Origin of the sequence: Pseudomonas sp. R84 (genome assembly GCF_009834515.1) — a bacterium.
GTDB lineage: Bacteria > Pseudomonadota > Gammaproteobacteria > Pseudomonadales > Pseudomonadaceae > Aquipseudomonas.
In genome coordinates, this window is sequence record NZ_CP019426.1 from 6275047 (window position 1) to 6290498 (window position 15452).

The window sequence follows — 15452 nt, forward strand, 5'->3', positions numbered from 1 at the left end:
GCAGGACATTTCCCAACGCACGACGGTAAATCGGGCGATCACGCCACGCGAATGCTCAAAGGTAACTTTTCTGACGGATCCTCTTACCGCTTCAGCCTGCAACATCGCCGGGCATCAGTTGTTCCTGAACCTTCTCGCTTCGCGACTGGATCAAATGCCCCTTGTCATCGAAGCGCAGAACAATCAGCCAGTCGTAAACATCCACCGGCCATTTCGGTTGGCCGATCAGCATCGGGCCATCACCGCCTAAGGCGGCAATCAGTTTGTTGATATGGCTGTGGTGCCAGGCAATCAGCACGGTTTTCGCCTGATTGCTCTTGCGCAGAGAGCTGACCAGTTTGTCGACGTCGTTATTGGCAAACGGCTGTTCAATCGGCAGTTGCAGGCGCTGCGACAGCGGAATCAGGGTCTGCCGGGGGCGGATGCTTTGCGCGCTGTCAGCGGTCGCGATCAGACGGTGGGGCGTGAGTATCTGGTCGTCCAGCTGCAGCGAGGTGAAATAGTCGGCGTAGGCAGCGGCGCGCTGTTCGCCCCGGGCATTGAGTTCACGACCCACCTCAGGCTTTTCCGCATGGCGAATGATCAGCACAGTGACATTGCGTAAACCTGGCGCCGCAGAATCCTGCGCATAACTCAGCGCCAGCACTGCAACAGTGAGCGCTACCGCAACCAGCAATCTGGGCAGCAACATGCGAACTTTCACGGCCATCATTTTTCTCTGCGATCAGTCGGTCGATTGATCGCGAGTCTAAGTCACAACGTCTCGACCGCCACAAAAACGCCCTGTTCTTACAGCTGAGCGACAGGTTCGTAAAAGAACATGCGACTTCCAACATTTTCCGCTATTTGCTCGATGCGAACCGGTGCTATTTTCGGTAACGAAACTGTAACATTCGCATCCGCAGTCAAAACAAGAAATCTGGAGCTCTTGAATGTTTGCTTTCTTTCGTCCTGCCGCACATCAGGCTCCATTGCCTGAAGAAAAAATAGACAGCACGTACCGACGCCTGCGCTGGCAGATCTTCGCCGGTATTTTCTTCGGCTACGCGGGTTATTACCTGCTGCGCAAAAACTTCTCGCTGGCCATGCCGTACCTGATCGACGAAGGCTACAGCCGCGGCGACCTGGGTCTGGCGATGTCGGCGATCGCCATTGCTTATGGCTTGTCGAAATTCCTCATGGGCCTGGTGTCCGACCGTTCCAACCCGCGTTACTTCCTGCCGTTCGGCCTGCTGGTGTCGGCTGGGGTGATGTTCATTTTCGGTTTCGCGCCGTGGGCAACGTCCAGCGTGACCATGATGTTCATTCTGCTGTTCATCAATGGTTGGGCCCAGGGCATGGGTTGGCCGCCAAGTGGCCGGACCATGGTGCATTGGTGGTCGCAAAAGGAACGCGGCGGCGTGGTTTCCGTGTGGAACGTGGCGCATAACGTTGGCGGCGGCCTGATCGGCCCGTTGTTCCTGCTCGGCATGGGCCTGTTCAACGACTGGCACGCGGCGTTCTACGTACCGGCAGCCGTGGCGCTGGGCGTGGCCGTGTTCGCGTTCATCACCATGCGCGACACCCCGCAATCGGTCGGCCTGCCGCCGATCGAGAAGTACAAGAACGATTACCCGGAAGGCTACGACGCCAGCCACGAAGACGAATTCAGCGCGAAAGAGATCTTCGTCAAATACGTGCTGCGCAACAAAATGCTCTGGTACATCGCCATGGCCAACGTCTTCGTCTACTTGCTGCGTTATGGCGTGCTGGACTGGGCACCGACCTACCTGAAGGAAGCCAAGGGTTTCACCGTGGATAAAACCTCGTGGGCCTATTTCTTCTACGAGTGGGCGGGTATCCCGGGCACGCTGCTGTGCGGCTGGATGTCGGACAAGATCTTCCGTGGCAACCGTGGCCTGACCGGCATGGTGTTCATGGCACTGGTGACTGTCGCAACGCTGGTTTACTGGCTGAACCCGGCCGGCAACCCGACCGTCGACATGATCGCGCTGTTCTCGATCGGCTTCCTGATCTACGGCCCGGTGATGCTGATCGGCCTGCAGGCGCTGGAGCTGGCACCGAAGAAAGCCGCTGGCACTGCGGCGGGCTTCACTGGTCTGTTCGGTTATCTGGGCGGTTCGGTCGCGGCCAGTGCCGCGATGGGCTACACCGTTGACCATTTCGGCTGGGACGGTGGTTTCGTGCTGCTGGTGGGTGCTTGCCTGCTGGCGATGGCCTTCCTGGCCCCGACGCTATGGCACAAGCAAGTCGCCAGTCAGAGTCGCGAAGCCGTCGCCTGATCGGACTGTGATTGACAGCGCTTGAGCCGCGCCTCCAGATTGCGGTCTGGCATGGCGTGGCTGCGCAGGGCGTGGGCGGTCTGCTCGACATAATCGCGAGTGGTGCCGTAACGCCCGCTGGCGCTTTCGAACACCTGGCTCAGCACGTGATCCGGCAAGTTGCCGGCATAGCTGGGCAGGTGTCGCTCCAATACAAATCCCAAGGCCTGCACCTGGCTACCGTCGGCAAGACGGCAGTTGAGCCAGTGTGGCCGATAGGATGGCACCGGCATCTCGCGTTTCCATAGCGCATACAGCGCCGCATCCAGATTGTCTTCCGGCAAGCGATAGGCAAAGCCGCTGCACGAACCGCCGCGATCCAGACCAAATACCAGACCGGGCATTTCCGGCGTACCGCGGTGCTCGTGCGACCACAGATACAAACCGCGATGGTAGCCATGTACGCGCCCGCGAACCCGCTCCACCGCCGAGCATTCCGGCCGCCAGATCAGCGAACCGTAAGCGAACAGCCACACCGGCCCGCCCTTGTGGCGCGCCATGGTCGATTGCATGGAAGCGAGAAGTTGTTCGTGCGTCAGCTGCGGCCCAAGATCGAGCCGCGGAGGGTAATTCAGATTCAGAAAAGCGTTTTCAATGGCGCTCATGGCGAATAGCGTTCAGCTCCCCGCGGGTGAAGAATTACTTAATAGAACGCACCGCTGTAACAATAAGGCACATATGTTTTAAGGCAATTTGAGTGCCATGGCACAGTTCTTAATTGATTGCCTGATTGATATATAACCTAGCGGTATTTATGCAATTAGATAAATACCGATCGGCTATATAGAGAGTTATAACGGATTCAGGAGCGAGGGGCGTAAGCGAACACGTCTGCGCGCATTTGATGAGCGTCCATCCCCGCTTCAACCAACGCGTCCAGCGTGCCGTAGACCATGGCTGGCGAGCCACTGGCGTAGACGTGCAAAGGTTTCAGGTCGGGAAAGTCTTCACAGACCGCCTCATGCAGCATGCCGCAGCGCCCTTCCCAACCGCATTGATCGCTGACGACTTTGTGCAGGAACAGGTTGGGCAATTTCAGCCATTCGTCCCAATGTTCGATCTGATAGAAATCTTCCGGACGGCGCACGCCCCAGTACAGATGCACCGGATGTTTGAAGCCGTTGGCGCGGCAATGCTCGATCAGCGCGTGAATCTGGCCCATGCCGGTACCGGCGGCGACCAGCACCAGCGGCCCGTCGGGCAATTCAGCCAGATGCGTATCACCGAACGGCAGCTCGACGCGCACCATAGCGTTGCGTTGCAGCTGTTCGATCAGGCTCAATGCACTGGCTTCGCGCGCCAGCACATGGATTTCCAGATCACGTCCGCCGTGCGGCGCCGAGGCCATGGAGAATGCTGATTTCTCACCGTTCTCGCGCTCGATCATCAAATACTGCCCGGCGTGATAGCGCGGCGGCTTGCCGGCCGGCGCGCGCAAACGCACACGCCAGGTGTCACCACCCACGTCGCGGCACTCGATGACCTGACACGACAGGCTGCGCACCGGCAGTTCTCCCGGCGCGAGCACGCCATCCCACAGCAGGATGCAGTCTTCCAGCGGCTCGGCTATGCAAGTGTAGAACTCGCCGTGGTCGTGGACCTTGCCCTCCTGGGCGACGCGGCCTTCAACCAGCAACGCCGCACACACATGACAATTACCGTTGCGGCAGCTTTGCGGGCATTCGTAGCCCAGACGCCGCGCGCCGTCGAGAATCCGCTCACCGGGCTGTATCTCAAGCACTGCTCCGGAGGGCTGCAGGGTTACACGCATCAATCTATTCCTAACTGATTCCAGATGGCATCGATCCGTTGGGTGACGGCGTCGTCCTTGACGATCACGCGGCCCCACTCGCGAGTGGTTTCGCCCGGCCACTTGTGGGTGGCATCGAGGCCCATTTTCGAACCCAGGCCGGAGATCGGCGAGGCGAAGTCGAGGTAGTCGATCGGCGTGTTATCGATCATCACCGTGTCGCGCTTGGGGTCCATGCGCGTGGTGATGGCCCAGATCACGTCGTTCCAGTCGCGGGCGTTGATATCGTCGTCGGTAACGATAACGAACTTGGTGTACATGAACTGTCGCAAAAACGACCATACACCGAGCATCACGCGCTTGGCATGCCCCGGATACGACTTCTTCATGGTCACGATGGCCATGCGATAAGAGCAGCCTTCGGGCGGCAGGTAGAAGTCGGTGATTTCCGGGAACTGCTTCTGCAGGATCGGCACAAACACTTCGTTCAGCGCCACGCCAAGGATCGCCGGCTCATCAGGCGGACGGCCGGTGTAGGTGCTGTGGTAGATCGGTTTGATCCGGTGGGTGATGCGCTCGACGGTGAACACAGGGAAGCTGTCGACTTCGTTGTAGTAACCGGTGTGATCGCCGTACGGGCCTTCATCGGCCATTTCGCCCGGATGGATCACGCCTTCGAGGATGATCTCGGCAGTGGCCGGCACTTGCAGGTCGTTACCACGGCACTTGACCAGCTCGGTGCGATTGCCGCGCAAGAGCCCTGCGAAAGCGTATTCGGACAGGCTGTCCGGTACTGGCGTCACCGCGCCGAGGATGGTCGCCGGGTCCGCGCCCAATGCAACGGACACCGGGAACGGCTGGCCCGGATGCTTCTCGCACCACTCGCGGAAGTCGAGAGCGCCGCCACGATGGCTGAGCCAGCGCATGATCACCTTGTTGCGGCCGATCACTTGCTGACGGTAGATACCGAGGTTCTGGCGTTCCTTGTTCGGGCCTTTGGTGACGGTCAGGCCCCAGGTGATCAGCGGGCCGACGTCGCCGGGCCAGCAGGTCTGCACCGGCAGCATCGCCAGATCGACATCGTCGCCTTCGATGACCACTTCCTGGCACACCGCGTCTTTGACGACTTTCGGCGCCATCGAGATGATCTTGCGGAAGATCGGCAGCTTCGACCACGCGTCCTTCAAGCCCTTCGGCGGCTCGGGTTCCTTGAGGAAGGCCAGCAGTTTGCCGATTTCGCGCAGCTCGCTGACCGACTCGGCGCCCATGCCCATGGCCACCCGCTCTGGGGTGCCGAACAGGTTGCCGAGTACCGGGATGTCGTAGCCGGTGGGCTTTTCGAACAGCAACGCCGGGCCCTTGGCCCGCAGCGTGCGGTCGCACACCTCGGTCATTTCCAGCACCGGCGAGACGGGAATCTGGATGCGTTTCAACTCTCCGCGCTGCTCAAGCTGCTGCACGAAATCCCGAAGATCCTTGAATTTCATTGACGATGGCACCCTCAAAATAGGCGTACATCCTACCTGCTCTGACGGGCAAACAGCAGCCCGTCAGAGCCTGGCATCATTCAATTGTCGCTGGTGCCCAGCATCAATGGCGCAAACAACGGGCTCAGTCTGGCGCTGCCAACGTCCGAAAGATGATCGGCATCCTTGTACTGCGAGTGGCCGTCGACATCGATAGCGCACAAGCCGTCCTTGCACATCAACGGCGTCGGATCGATGACATGAATGCCGGAATCAGCGGCGCTCATCGAGCCGAACAACGACGTGAAAAACTGCTGGCGAGCCAAGTGTTCGTTGAGCGGGCGACCGAGACCTTCTGCCGAACGGCCGATGCGCGCCAGACTGGTCAGACGGTCGATGAAGCTCTTGTGTTGCAGCGGCACTTCCTTGAACAGCCAGACTTGCACTCCCGCTTCACGCAGCTCGGCCACTTGCGCCTTGAGGGCGGCGGCCATGCGCTGCTCTGCCTGGCGTGGGTTGTCCTTGCGATCAAGCAGGAACTGTAGATCGCCATCGCCGTCTTCACGACCATAAACGTACAGGCTCCAGTTCGCCGCCAGCACCACGTCCTTGATCCCCAGACTCGTGACGCGGTCCATGTTGCGCTGGTTGAAGTCCTTGCACTGCGGGCGCAAGTGGTCATCGATGATCGGCGGGCACCCGGTCAAACTGTACAGCCACACCGGCTGCACGTTGCGTCCGGCATTGCCTTCGATGGCTGGCAACAACGCTGCGGCGTGACTGTCGCCCCAGAACATTTTGGTCGCCGTAATATGTTGATCACCGCCCACAAGGCAGGTCTTGGTCAGTGCCTTGTCCGTGCTCAAGTGCATGCACTTCGACTGCCCGGCGTTCCACTCGCGCGATTGCGCATATTCCAGCGCCTTGCCGGTCAGACGCTGCGGAACGCCGTCTGCCGAGCGAATCGCCGAGCCGGTGATCGCCAGCACGGTGATCGACACCAGACCGCCGACCAACACCGAGTTACGACTGGCGAATACACGTTTCTCACGAAACGGCAGCTCGATGTAACGCAGGCTCAGCCAGGCCAGCGCCAACGCAAGTGCCATCCAGCCGAGCGCCTCCAGCGGTTGGATGCCATCGATGGAGATCGCATTGGCGTACACGTAAACCGGCCAGTGCCACAGGTACAGCGAGTAGGACAGCAGGCCGATCCAAACCAGAACGCGGACACTCAACAACCGGCCCGCCCACGTTGGGCCCTGTGCGCCAGACCAGATCAGCGCCGTCGTGCCCAATACCGGCAGCAATGCTGCCCAGCCCGGGAACACCGTGGACTTGTCGAATGTGAACACCGCCACCAGCACCGCCGCCAGGCCGGCCAGGCCAACACACTGACGCAGCCACGGCCGCGCGACATGCTTGGGCACGGGCATCACCGCCAGCATGGCCCCGCACAGCAGCTCCCACGCGCGGGTCGGCAACGAGAAAAAGGCAAACTCCGGACGGCGCTCGATGTAGATGATGTTCAAGCCGAACGACACCAGCAGCACGGCAAACAACATCCAGCGCCAATGGCGGACATAGCGCATCAGCAACACCATCATCAACGGGAAGAAGATGTAGTACTGCTCTTCCACCGCCAGCGACCAGGTATGCAGCAGTGGTTTGAGCTCCGACGCCGGCGCAAAGTAGCCGTCTTCACGCATGAACAGGATGTTGGAAATGAACAGCGACTGGTAACGAATCGTTCGCCCCAGTTCGGCAAGGTCCTTGGCCGTCAGCAGCAGCCAGCCCAATGCCAGCGTCACGATAACCACGACGGTCAATGCCGGCAGGATACGCCGGGCACGACGGCCCCAGAAATCCAGAAAACTGAAACGCTGTGCGCTGATTTCGCGGAACAGAATCGAGGTGATCAGAAAGCCGGAAATGACGAAGAACACATCAACGCCGACAAAACCGCCGCTGAATGTAGTGAATCCGAAATGAAACAGTACGACGGGAATAACCGCCAGTGCCCGTAATCCGTCGATATCACGGCGATTGCCAAACGTGTGCATGAAAAAACCTTACCTGTTCTGGATACAAAATCCCTTGAAGGCGCGAAGTTATCAGCCGCGCAAACTTCAATCCAGATACAAATAATCCAAGGCAAAAAAAAGCGCCCTTTCGGGCGCTCCTTTTCAAACGTGTTTCGTATTACTTGCGCTTCATCGACAAGAAGAACTCGTCGTTGGTCTTGGTCGTCTTCAGCTTGTCGACCAGGAACTCGATGGCAGCCACTTCGTCCATCGGGTGCAGCAGCTTGCGCAGGATCCACATACGCTGCAGTTCGTCGTCGGCGGTCAGCAACTCTTCGCGGCGGGTGCCGGAACGGTTGATGTTGATCGCAGGGAACACACGCTTCTCGGCGATCTTGCGATCCAGAGGCAGTTCCATGTTGCCGGTACCCTTGAACTCTTCGTAGATCACTTCGTCCATCTTCGAGCCGGTTTCAACCAGCGCGGTGGCGATAATGGTCAGCGAGCCGCCTTCTTCGATGTTACGCGCAGCACCGAAGAAACGCTTTGGCTTCTCGAGGGCGTGGGCATCGACACCACCGGTCAATACCTTGCCGGAGCTCGGGATCACGGTGTTGTAGGCACGGGCCAGACGGGTGATGGAGTCGAGCAGGATCACCACGTCTTTCTTGTGTTCGACCAGGCGCTTGGCCTTCTCGATCACCATTTCAGCTACCTGTACGTGACGGGTCGGCGGCTCGTCGAAGGTCGACGCAACCACTTCACCGCGCACGGTGCGCTGCATTTCGGTTACTTCTTCCGGACGCTCGTCGATCAGCAGCACGATCAGGTGAACTTCAGGGTTGTTACGAGCGATGTTCGCTGCGATGTTTTGCAGCATGATCGTTTTACCGGCTTTCGGCGGTGCGACGATCAGACCACGCTGGCCTTTGCCGATCGGAGCGCACAGGTCGATCACACGACCGGTCAAGTCTTCAGTGGAACCGTTACCGGCTTCCATCTTCATGCGCACGGTCGGGAACAGCGGGGTCAGGTTCTCGAAGAGAATCTTGTTTTTCGCGTTCTCCGGGCGATCGAAGTTGATCGTGTCGACCTTGAGCAGAGCGAAATACCGCTCGCCTTCCTTCGGAGGGCGGATCTTGCCAACGATGGTGTCACCGGTGCGCAAGTTGAAGCGGCGGATCTGGCTTGGCGAGACGTAGATATCGTCCGGGCCGGCCAGATAGGAAGCGTCAGCGGAGCGCAGGAAGCCGAAGCCGTCCTGGAGAATCTCCAGCACGCCATCACCGGAGATTTCCTCGCCGCTTTTCGCGTGCTTTTTCAGCAGGGAGAAAATCACGTCCTGCTTGCGCGAACGGGCCATATTTTCTATGCCCATCTGTTCGGCCAATTCGAGCAGTTCGGTAATCGGCTTTTGCTTGAGTTCAGTCAGATTCATATAGGAATGACGTAATCATTTATGGAGGGGGGGAAATTAAGCTTTTGGCTTAATGAGGCCGCGCCGCAGAGAAGGCGACAGGATCGCGAACTAATTCGAAAAGGAGTGCGTCGGCGACGGCTAGCAGGGGGCAATGGAGAAACCAGTGCGGGGCCGAATGTACCACCTGAGTTTCGGAGCGTCTAGCCCTGAATACGCAAAAAGCCCCGCTAATTGCGGGGCTTTTTTTCAGGCACTTTACAGCGACGCTTAGATGTTGGCGTCGAGGAAAGCCGCCAGTTGCGACTTCGACAGGGCGCCGACTTTGGTCGCTTCAACGTTGCCGTTCTTGAACAGCATCAGCGTCGGGATACCACGCACGCCGTGCTTGGCCGGGGTTTCCTGGTTTTCGTCGATGTTCAGTTTGGCAACGGTCAGCTTGCCTTTGTAAGTCTCGGCAATCTCGTCCAGAACCGGAGCGATCATTTTGCAAGGACCGCACCATTCAGCCCAGTAATCGACCAGGACAGCGCCTTCGGCCTTGAGTACGTCGGCTTCGAAGCTAGCGTCGCTAACGTGTTTGATAAGATCGCTGCTCATGGAATTCTCCAGGTTGTAAGCAAAAAAACGTGGCCCATCATAGCCGCCCTTCCCCTGTTCAGGAAGCCGCAGTTGATTGAGTCTTGCTATGGCACTCGATGAGTTTGGGTATAGCTCAAGTCACGCCGTGGCGGGGGCGATGAAGGAAATTCCGGTGCGCAGTGCGGCGTTGCGCACGTGTTCCTGCATGGCTTTTTGCGCCGCAGCGGACGCCCGGCGTGCGAGGGCCCGCAGAATCTTGCGGTGTTCCTGCCAGGTCTCCATGGCGCGCTCGGCGCGGATGAACGGTAGTTTCTGGCTTTCCAGGAACATCTCGGCGCTGGCCGTGAGGATGTTCAGCATCGCCTGATTGCCGCTGGCCAACAGTATGCGCCGGTGGAATTCGAAGTCGAGTTTCGCGGCGGCGTCGAAGTCGCCGGCCTTCAACTGGTCACGCATGGCCGCAACATTGTCTTCCAGCGCATCCAGATCGAACGTGCTCAAGGTCACCGCCGCCAGTCCCGCCGCAAAACCTTCCAGCGCATAGCGCAACTGAAAGATATCCAGCGGCGACGCCTGCGCTGCAAACGACCAACCCGGTGCATTTTCGCCGCGCGACAGCTCCACCGGCGACTGCACGAACACGCCTTTGCCCGGCTGAATACTGACCACGCCCAGCGCACTTAACGATGACAGTGCCTCGCGCAACGACGCCCGGCTGACGCCCAGTTGCAGCGCCAGATCCCGTTGCGACGGCAAGGCATCGCCCGCGCCGAAACCCTGCTCGGTGATCAGTTTGCGGATCGCTTGCAGCGCCACTTCGGGTACTGCACGGGAAATCGAATTCATGGTTTTTCAGACGCGCCAGGCCAATGTGCGGCTAGTTGTAAAGCTATTCGCCGAGTCCGGCAAGTCGTGCCCCAGCGGGGTTCGATACTGCGGAGCGATGCGCGATAGCGGTGCGAAAAACAACCTGACTGTTCAGACCAGTAAGACCGAACAAACCCGCTGAAACCGCGGCCTGCCACGACGAAAGCCACGTATTGGCACGGCCCATGCTCTGTCCGAACGCAGAAATCACTTCCCGCCGATCCGGAGATTGTTCATGACCAAGCGTTACAGCGCCCTCCTCGCCGCTCTGTTTTCCTCTCTGTTGCTCAGCCAGGCTCCCGCTCACGCCGATGGTCTCGACGACGTGGTCAAGCGCGGCACGCTGAAAGTCGCCGTGCCTCAGGACTTCCCGCCGTTCGGCTCGGTCGGCCCGGACATGAAGCCGCGCGGTCTGGACATCGACACGGCGAAACTGCTGGCCGATCAACTCAAGGTCAAACTCGAACTGACCCCGGTCAACAGCACCAACCGCATCCCGTTCCTCACCACTGGCAAAGTCGATCTGGTGATTTCCAGCCTCGGCAAAAACCCCGAGCGCGAGAAAGTCATCGACTTCTCCCGCGCCTATGCTCCGTTCTATCTCGCCGTGTTCGGCCCGCCAGACTCTGCGATCGCCAGCCTCGACGACCTCAAGGGCAAGACCATCAGCGTCACCCGCGGCGCCATCGAAGACATCGAACTGACCAAGGTCGCCCCCGAAGGCGTGACCATCAAGCGCTTCGAAGACAACAACTCGACCATCGCCGCTTACCTCGCAGGGCAAGTTGACCTAATCGCCAGCGGCAACGTGGTGATGGTCGCAATCAGCGAAAAGAACCCGAAACGCGTTCCAGCCCTGAAAGTGAAGCTCAAGGATTCGCCGGTCTACGTCGGCGTGAACAAGAACGAAGCGGCGCTGCTGGCCAAGGTCAACGACATCCTGACCACCGCCAAGGCTGACGGCGCACTGGAAAAGAATTCGCAGACCTGGCTGAAAGAGCCACTGCCGGCCGATCTCTGATCGACTGCGCGGGAGACCTTCATGGCTTATCAGTTCGATTTCATGCCGGTGGTGGAAAACACCGACCTGTTGCTGCGCGGGGCGCTGTTCACCCTTGAGCTGACCGCCATCGGTGCGTTGCTCGGGGTCGGCGTCGGAATTGTCGGGGCGTTGGTGCGGGCGTGGAACATCCGCCCGTTCTCGGCAATCTTCGGCGTCTACGTCGAGTTGATCCGCAACACGCCGTTTCTGGTGCAGTTGTTCTTCATCTTCTTCGGTTTGCCGTCGCTTGGCGTGCAGATTTCCGAATGGCAAGCGGCGGTGCTGGCGATGGTGATCAACCTCGGCGCCTATTCGACCGAGATCATTCGCGCCGGCATTCAGGCGATTCCTCGCGGGCAACTGGAAGCCGCAGCGGCGCTGGCGATGACGCGTTTCGAGGCGTTCCGTCATGTAGTTTTGCTGCCAGCGCTGGGCAAAGTCTGGCCGGCGCTGAGCAGCCAGATCATCATCGTCATGCTCGGCTCGGCGGTGTGTTCGCAGATCGCCACGGAAGAGCTGAGCTTCGTCGCCAACTTCATTCAATCGCGCAACTTCCGCGCCTTTGAAACCTACGCGCTGACCACGCTGATCTACCTGTGCATGGCGCTGCTGATTCGCCAGTTGCTCAATTGGATCGGTCGCCGCTACATCAGCAGGAGCCGCGCATGAGCGATTTCACTTTCTGGGACATCCTGCGCAACCTGCTCGTCGGCCTGCAATGGACGCTGGCGCTGTCGCTGGTGGCGTTCATTGGCGGCGGGATCGTCGGCCTGCTGATATTGATCATGCGCATTTCGAAAAACCCTGTGTCGAGCAGCATCGCCCGCACCTGGATTGAGCTGTTCCAGGGCACGCCACTGTTGATGCAGCTGTTTCTGGTGTTCTTCGGCGTGGCGCTGGCCGGGATCGAAATCTCGCCGTGGATGGCCGCAGCGATTGCTCTGACCTTGTTCACCAGCGCCTATCTGGCAGAGATCTGGCGTGGCTGCGTCGAGTCGATCGCCAACGGTCAGTGGGAAGCCTCGGCGAGTCTGGCGCTCAATCCACTGGAACAGCTGCGCTACGTGATCCTGCCGCAGGCGCTGCGCATTGCTGTGGCGCCGACCGTGGGCTTCTCTGTGCAAGTGGTCAAGGGCACCGCGGTGACCTCGATTATCGGTTTCACCGAGCTGACCAAGACTGGCGGCATGCTTGCCAACGCCACGTTTGAACCGTTCATGGTCTACGGCCTCGTCGCCCTCGGCTACTTCCTGCTCTGCTACCCCTTGTCCCTCAGTGCGCGCTACCTGGAAAGGAGACTGCATGCCTCTGCTTAGAATTTCCGCCCTGCATAAATACTACGGCGATCACCACGTGCTCAAAGGCATCGACCTCAGCGTCGAGGAAGGTCAGGTGGTCGCGATCATCGGCCGCAGCGGCTCGGGCAAATCCACCTTGCTGCGTACGCTCAATGGTCTGGAGTCGATCAACGACGGCGTGATCGAAGTCGACGGCGAATACCTCGACGCCGCCCGCGCCGATCTGCGCAGCCTGCGGCAGAAGGTCGGCATGGTCTTTCAGCAGTTCAATCTGTTCCCGCACCTGACCGTGGGCGAAAACGTCATGCTCGCGCCGCAAGTGGTGCAGAAAGTGCCAAAGGCCAAAGCGGCGGAGTTGGCGCGGGAGATGCTTGAGCGCGTGGGTCTTGGGGAAAAATTCGATGCCTTCCCCGATCGGTTGTCCGGCGGTCAGCAGCAGCGTGTGGCGATTGCCCGGGCATTAGCGATGTCGCCGAAGGTTTTGCTGTGCGACGAGATCACCTCGGCGCTCGACCCGGAACTGGTCAATGAAGTGCTCAGCGTCGTGCGGCAGCTGGCCAAGGACGGCATGACGCTGATCATGGTCACCCACGAAATGCGCTTCGCCCGCGAGGTCGGCGACAAACTGGTGTTCATGCACCATGGCAAGGTGCATGAGGTGGGGGATCCGAAGGTGTTGTTTGCCAATCCGCAGACGGCGGAACTGGCGAACTTTATTGGTACGGTGGAAGCGACAGCCTGAAGATCTTCTGAAGCAGTGATGCCCTCTTCGCGAGCAAGCTCGCTCCCACATTGGAATGCGGTCACCTATGGGAGCGAGCCTGCTCGCGAATGGCCGCGCCGCGATCTCCAGACTTTCTGCGCTGAATCAACGGTTTGAACCATGCGCGTTGGCGCCAGCCTTTGATCGTGGCACGATGTCGGGGTTATCGACCGAGACCCCCTGATCATGCCGCAATCCCAAGCCAAGAATCTGTCCCTGATCGCCGCAATCGACCTGGGCTCCAACAGCTTTCACATGGTCGTGGCCAAGGCCCAGAACGGCGAAATCCGCATTCTCGAACGTCTAGGCGAAAAGGTTCAGCTCGCCGCCGGCATCGACGATGAGCGCAAGCTCAACGAAGAATCGATGCAGCGCGGCCTCGATTGCCTCAAACGCTTTGCCCAACTGATCAACGGTATGCCGCTGGGCGCCGTACGCATCGTCGGCACCAACGCCCTGCGTGAAGCGCGCAACCGCCTCGAATTCATCCACCGCGCCGAAGAAATCCTCGGCCACCCGGTGGAAGTCATCTCTGGCCGTGAAGAGGCGCGTCTGATCTACCTCGGCGTGTCGCACACCCTTGCCGACACCCCCGGCAAACGCTTGGTCGCCGACATCGGCGGCGGCAGTACCGAATTCATCATTGGGCAACGCTTCGAGCCATTGTTGCGCGAAAGCCTGCAAATGGGCTGCGTCAGCTTCACCCAGCGCTACTTCAAGGACGGCAAGATCACCCCGGCCCGCTACGCCCAGGCGTACACGGCGGCGCGGCTGGAGATCATGAGCATCGAACACGCTCTGCACCGCCTGACCTGGGATGAAGCCATTGGCTCCTCGGGCACCATCCGCGCCATCGGTCTGGCGCTGAAAGCCGGCGGCCATGGCACCGGCGAGGTGAATGCCGAAGGTCTGGCCTGGCTCAAGCGTCGCCTGTTCAAGCTCGGTGACGTCGACAAGATCGATTTTGAAGGCATCAAGCCGGATCGCCGGACTATTTTCCCGGCAGGTCTGGCGATTCTCGAAGCGATTTTCGACGCCCTCGAACTGCAACGCATGGATCACTGTGACGGTGCGCTGCGTGAAGGCGTGCTCTACGACCTGCTCGGCCGTCATCACCATGAGGACGTGCGCGAGCGCACCCTGACCTCGCTGATGGAGCGTTATCACGTCGACCTCGAACAAGCGGCGCGAGTTGAGCGCAAAGCCTTGCACGCGTTCGATCAAGTGGCTGTGGACTGGGAGCTGGATGACGGTATATGGCGCGAACTCCTCGGCTGGGCGGCGAAAGTGCACGAAGTCGGCCTCGATATTGCGCACTATCACTACCACAAGCACGGCGCCTACTTGATCGAGCATTCGGACCTCGCCGGCTTTTCCCGCGAAGACCAGCAGATGCTCGCGTTGCTGGTGCGTGGCCATCGCCGCAATATTCCGAAAGACAAGTTTGCCGACTTCGGTGACGACGGTGACAAGCTGATTCGCCTGTGTGTGCTGCTGCGCTTTGCGATCCTGTTCCACCACATTCGTGGCACGCAGACGATGCCGCAGGTGGTGTTGCACGCGAAGGGCAACACCCTGGATGTGGAGTTCCCGGAGAACTGGCTGGATGAAAATCAGCTGACTCAGGCGGATTTCGGCCTTGAGGCAGATTGGCTGACGCGGGTGGGGATTGTGCTCACGGTCCACTGAGCCTCGATTGGGCATAAAAAAGGCGATCCTTCTGGATCGCCTTTTTTATTGGGTGTTCGGCTGGGATTTAGTGGTGTGCGTGAGATCGATGCCCCTCACCCCAGCCCTCTCCCGAGGGAGAGGGAGCCGATCTCCGTTGGCTTCGAAGCCTGAGTTCGACTCGGTATTGCAAGTCGACGTAACCCTGATCACCCCGGTCAGTCCCCTCTCCCTCCGGGAGAGGGTTAGGGTGA

General features: G+C 59.6%; 14 protein-coding genes. 6 read left to right on the top strand and 8 right to left on the bottom strand.

What is annotated here, in order from left to right:
- Positions 1 to 91: 91 nt before the first annotated feature.
- Positions 92 to 709, bottom strand: a complete 618-nt coding sequence (locus PspR84_RS27900; RefSeq protein WP_160059840.1) for a flagellar basal body-associated protein FliL — start codon at positions 707 to 709, stop codon at positions 92 to 94.
- Positions 710 to 932: 223 nt separating this feature from the next.
- Between PspR84_RS27900 and glpT the strand changes: the two genes are divergently transcribed.
- On the top strand, positions 933 to 2282 hold the full coding sequence (gene glpT / locus PspR84_RS27905; protein ID WP_016985912.1) for a glycerol-3-phosphate transporter: 1350 nt from the start codon (positions 933 to 935) through the stop codon (positions 2280 to 2282).
- Here glpT and PspR84_RS27910 read toward each other — a convergent pair.
- The 7 genes from PspR84_RS27910 to PspR84_RS27940 form a co-directional block, all read right to left on the bottom strand.
- Positions 2258 to 2926 (bottom strand): gamma-glutamylcyclotransferase, encoded by a 669-nt coding sequence (locus PspR84_RS27910; RefSeq protein ID WP_160059841.1) that lies wholly within the window; start codon positions 2924 to 2926, stop codon positions 2258 to 2260. The two genes, glpT and PspR84_RS27910, sit on opposite strands and share 25 nt — an antisense overlap.
- A 197-nt stretch (positions 2927 to 3123) precedes the next feature.
- Positions 3124 to 4092 carry a CDP-6-deoxy-delta-3,4-glucoseen reductase gene (locus PspR84_RS27915; protein WP_160059842.1) on the bottom strand — a complete coding sequence of 323 codons (969 nt, stop codon included), beginning with the start codon at positions 4090 to 4092 and terminating at the stop codon, positions 3124 to 3126.
- Positions 4092 to 5558 (bottom strand): 4-hydroxy-3-polyprenylbenzoate decarboxylase, encoded by a 1467-nt coding sequence (gene ubiD / locus PspR84_RS27920; RefSeq protein ID WP_008081413.1) that lies wholly within the window; start codon positions 5556 to 5558, stop codon positions 4092 to 4094. The genes PspR84_RS27915 and ubiD overlap by 1 nt, the downstream gene beginning before the upstream one ends.
- 80 nt (positions 5559 to 5638) lie before the next feature.
- Complete coding sequence (locus PspR84_RS27925; RefSeq protein WP_160059843.1) at positions 5639 to 7600, bottom strand: acyltransferase family protein; 1962 nt, start codon at positions 7598 to 7600, stop codon at positions 5639 to 5641.
- Between the two features lie 139 nt (positions 7601 to 7739).
- Positions 7740 to 8999 (bottom strand): transcription termination factor Rho, encoded by a 1260-nt coding sequence (rho, locus tag PspR84_RS27930; RefSeq protein ID WP_003229334.1) that lies wholly within the window; start codon positions 8997 to 8999, stop codon positions 7740 to 7742.
- Between the two features lie 249 nt (positions 9000 to 9248).
- Positions 9249 to 9578, bottom strand: a complete 330-nt coding sequence (gene trxA / locus PspR84_RS27935) for a thioredoxin TrxA (RefSeq protein ID WP_003206727.1) — start codon at positions 9576 to 9578, stop codon at positions 9249 to 9251.
- 120 nt (positions 9579 to 9698) lie between these two features.
- Entirely contained in the window at positions 9699 to 10406 is a 708-nt protein-coding gene (locus tag PspR84_RS27940; protein ID WP_160059844.1) for an FCD domain-containing protein, read from the bottom strand.
- Positions 10407 to 10662: 256 nt separating this feature from the next.
- Here PspR84_RS27940 and PspR84_RS27945 point away from each other — a divergent pair, with 256 nt between their 5' ends.
- The 5 genes from PspR84_RS27945 (at position 10663) to ppx (ending at position 15219) form a co-directional block, all read left to right on the top strand.
- Complete coding sequence (locus tag PspR84_RS27945; RefSeq protein WP_160059845.1) at positions 10663 to 11448, top strand: transporter substrate-binding domain-containing protein; 786 nt, start codon at positions 10663 to 10665, stop codon at positions 11446 to 11448.
- 21 nt (positions 11449 to 11469) lie between these two features.
- Positions 11470 to 12138: an amino acid ABC transporter permease gene (locus PspR84_RS27950; protein WP_160059846.1), complete on the top strand. Its 669-nt coding sequence runs from the start codon at positions 11470 to 11472 to the stop codon at positions 12136 to 12138.
- Positions 12135 to 12785, top strand: a complete 651-nt coding sequence (locus tag PspR84_RS27955; protein ID WP_160059847.1) for an amino acid ABC transporter permease — start codon at positions 12135 to 12137, stop codon at positions 12783 to 12785. The genes PspR84_RS27950 and PspR84_RS27955 overlap by 4 nt, the downstream gene beginning before the upstream one ends.
- Positions 12772 to 13509, top strand: coding sequence for an amino acid ABC transporter ATP-binding protein (locus tag PspR84_RS27960; protein WP_160059848.1), 738 nt, complete (start codon positions 12772 to 12774; stop codon positions 13507 to 13509). Before PspR84_RS27955 ends, PspR84_RS27960 begins: the two co-directional genes overlap by 14 nt.
- A gap of 207 nt (positions 13510 to 13716) precedes the next feature.
- Positions 13717 to 15219, top strand: a complete 1503-nt coding sequence (gene ppx, locus PspR84_RS27965; protein ID WP_008081406.1) for an exopolyphosphatase — start codon at positions 13717 to 13719, stop codon at positions 15217 to 15219.
- The last annotated feature ends 233 nt before the right edge of the window (positions 15220 to 15452 follow it).

Bases quoted from the DNA above. Each gene is read 5' to 3' on its own strand.
- PspR84_RS27900 (WP_160059840.1), bottom strand. From the start codon at position 709: ATGGCCGTGAAAGTTCGCATGTTGCTGCCCAGATTGCTGGTTGCGGTA.
- PspR84_RS27950 (WP_160059846.1), top strand. From the start codon at position 11,470: ATGGCTTATCAGTTCGATTTCATGCCGGTGGTGGAAAACACCGACCTG.
- PspR84_RS27910 (WP_160059841.1), bottom strand. From the start codon at position 2,926: ATGAGCGCCATTGAAAACGCTTTTCTGAATCTGAATTACCCTCCGCGG.
- PspR84_RS27960 (WP_160059848.1), top strand. From the start codon at position 12,772: ATGCCTCTGCTTAGAATTTCCGCCCTGCATAAATACTACGGCGATCAC.
- PspR84_RS27945 (WP_160059845.1), top strand. From the start codon at position 10,663: ATGACCAAGCGTTACAGCGCCCTCCTCGCCGCTCTGTTTTCCTCTCTG.
- PspR84_RS27955 (WP_160059847.1), top strand. From the start codon at position 12,135: ATGAGCGATTTCACTTTCTGGGACATCCTGCGCAACCTGCTCGTCGGC.
- rho (WP_003229334.1), bottom strand. From the start codon at position 8,999: ATGAATCTGACTGAACTCAAGCAAAAGCCGATTACCGAACTGCTCGAA.
- PspR84_RS27925 (WP_160059843.1), bottom strand. From the start codon at position 7,600: ATGCACACGTTTGGCAATCGCCGTGATATCGACGGATTACGGGCACTG.
- PspR84_RS27915 (WP_160059842.1), bottom strand. From the start codon at position 4,092: ATGCGTGTAACCCTGCAGCCCTCCGGAGCAGTGCTTGAGATACAGCCC.
- ubiD (WP_008081413.1), bottom strand. From the start codon at position 5,558: ATGAAATTCAAGGATCTTCGGGATTTCGTGCAGCAGCTTGAGCAGCGC.
- glpT (WP_016985912.1), top strand. From the start codon at position 933: ATGTTTGCTTTCTTTCGTCCTGCCGCACATCAGGCTCCATTGCCTGAA.
- trxA (WP_003206727.1), bottom strand. From the start codon at position 9,578: ATGAGCAGCGATCTTATCAAACACGTTAGCGACGCTAGCTTCGAAGCC.
- PspR84_RS27940 (WP_160059844.1), bottom strand. From the start codon at position 10,406: ATGAATTCGATTTCCCGTGCAGTACCCGAAGTGGCGCTGCAAGCGATC.
- ppx (WP_008081406.1), top strand. From the start codon at position 13,717: ATGCCGCAATCCCAAGCCAAGAATCTGTCCCTGATCGCCGCAATCGAC.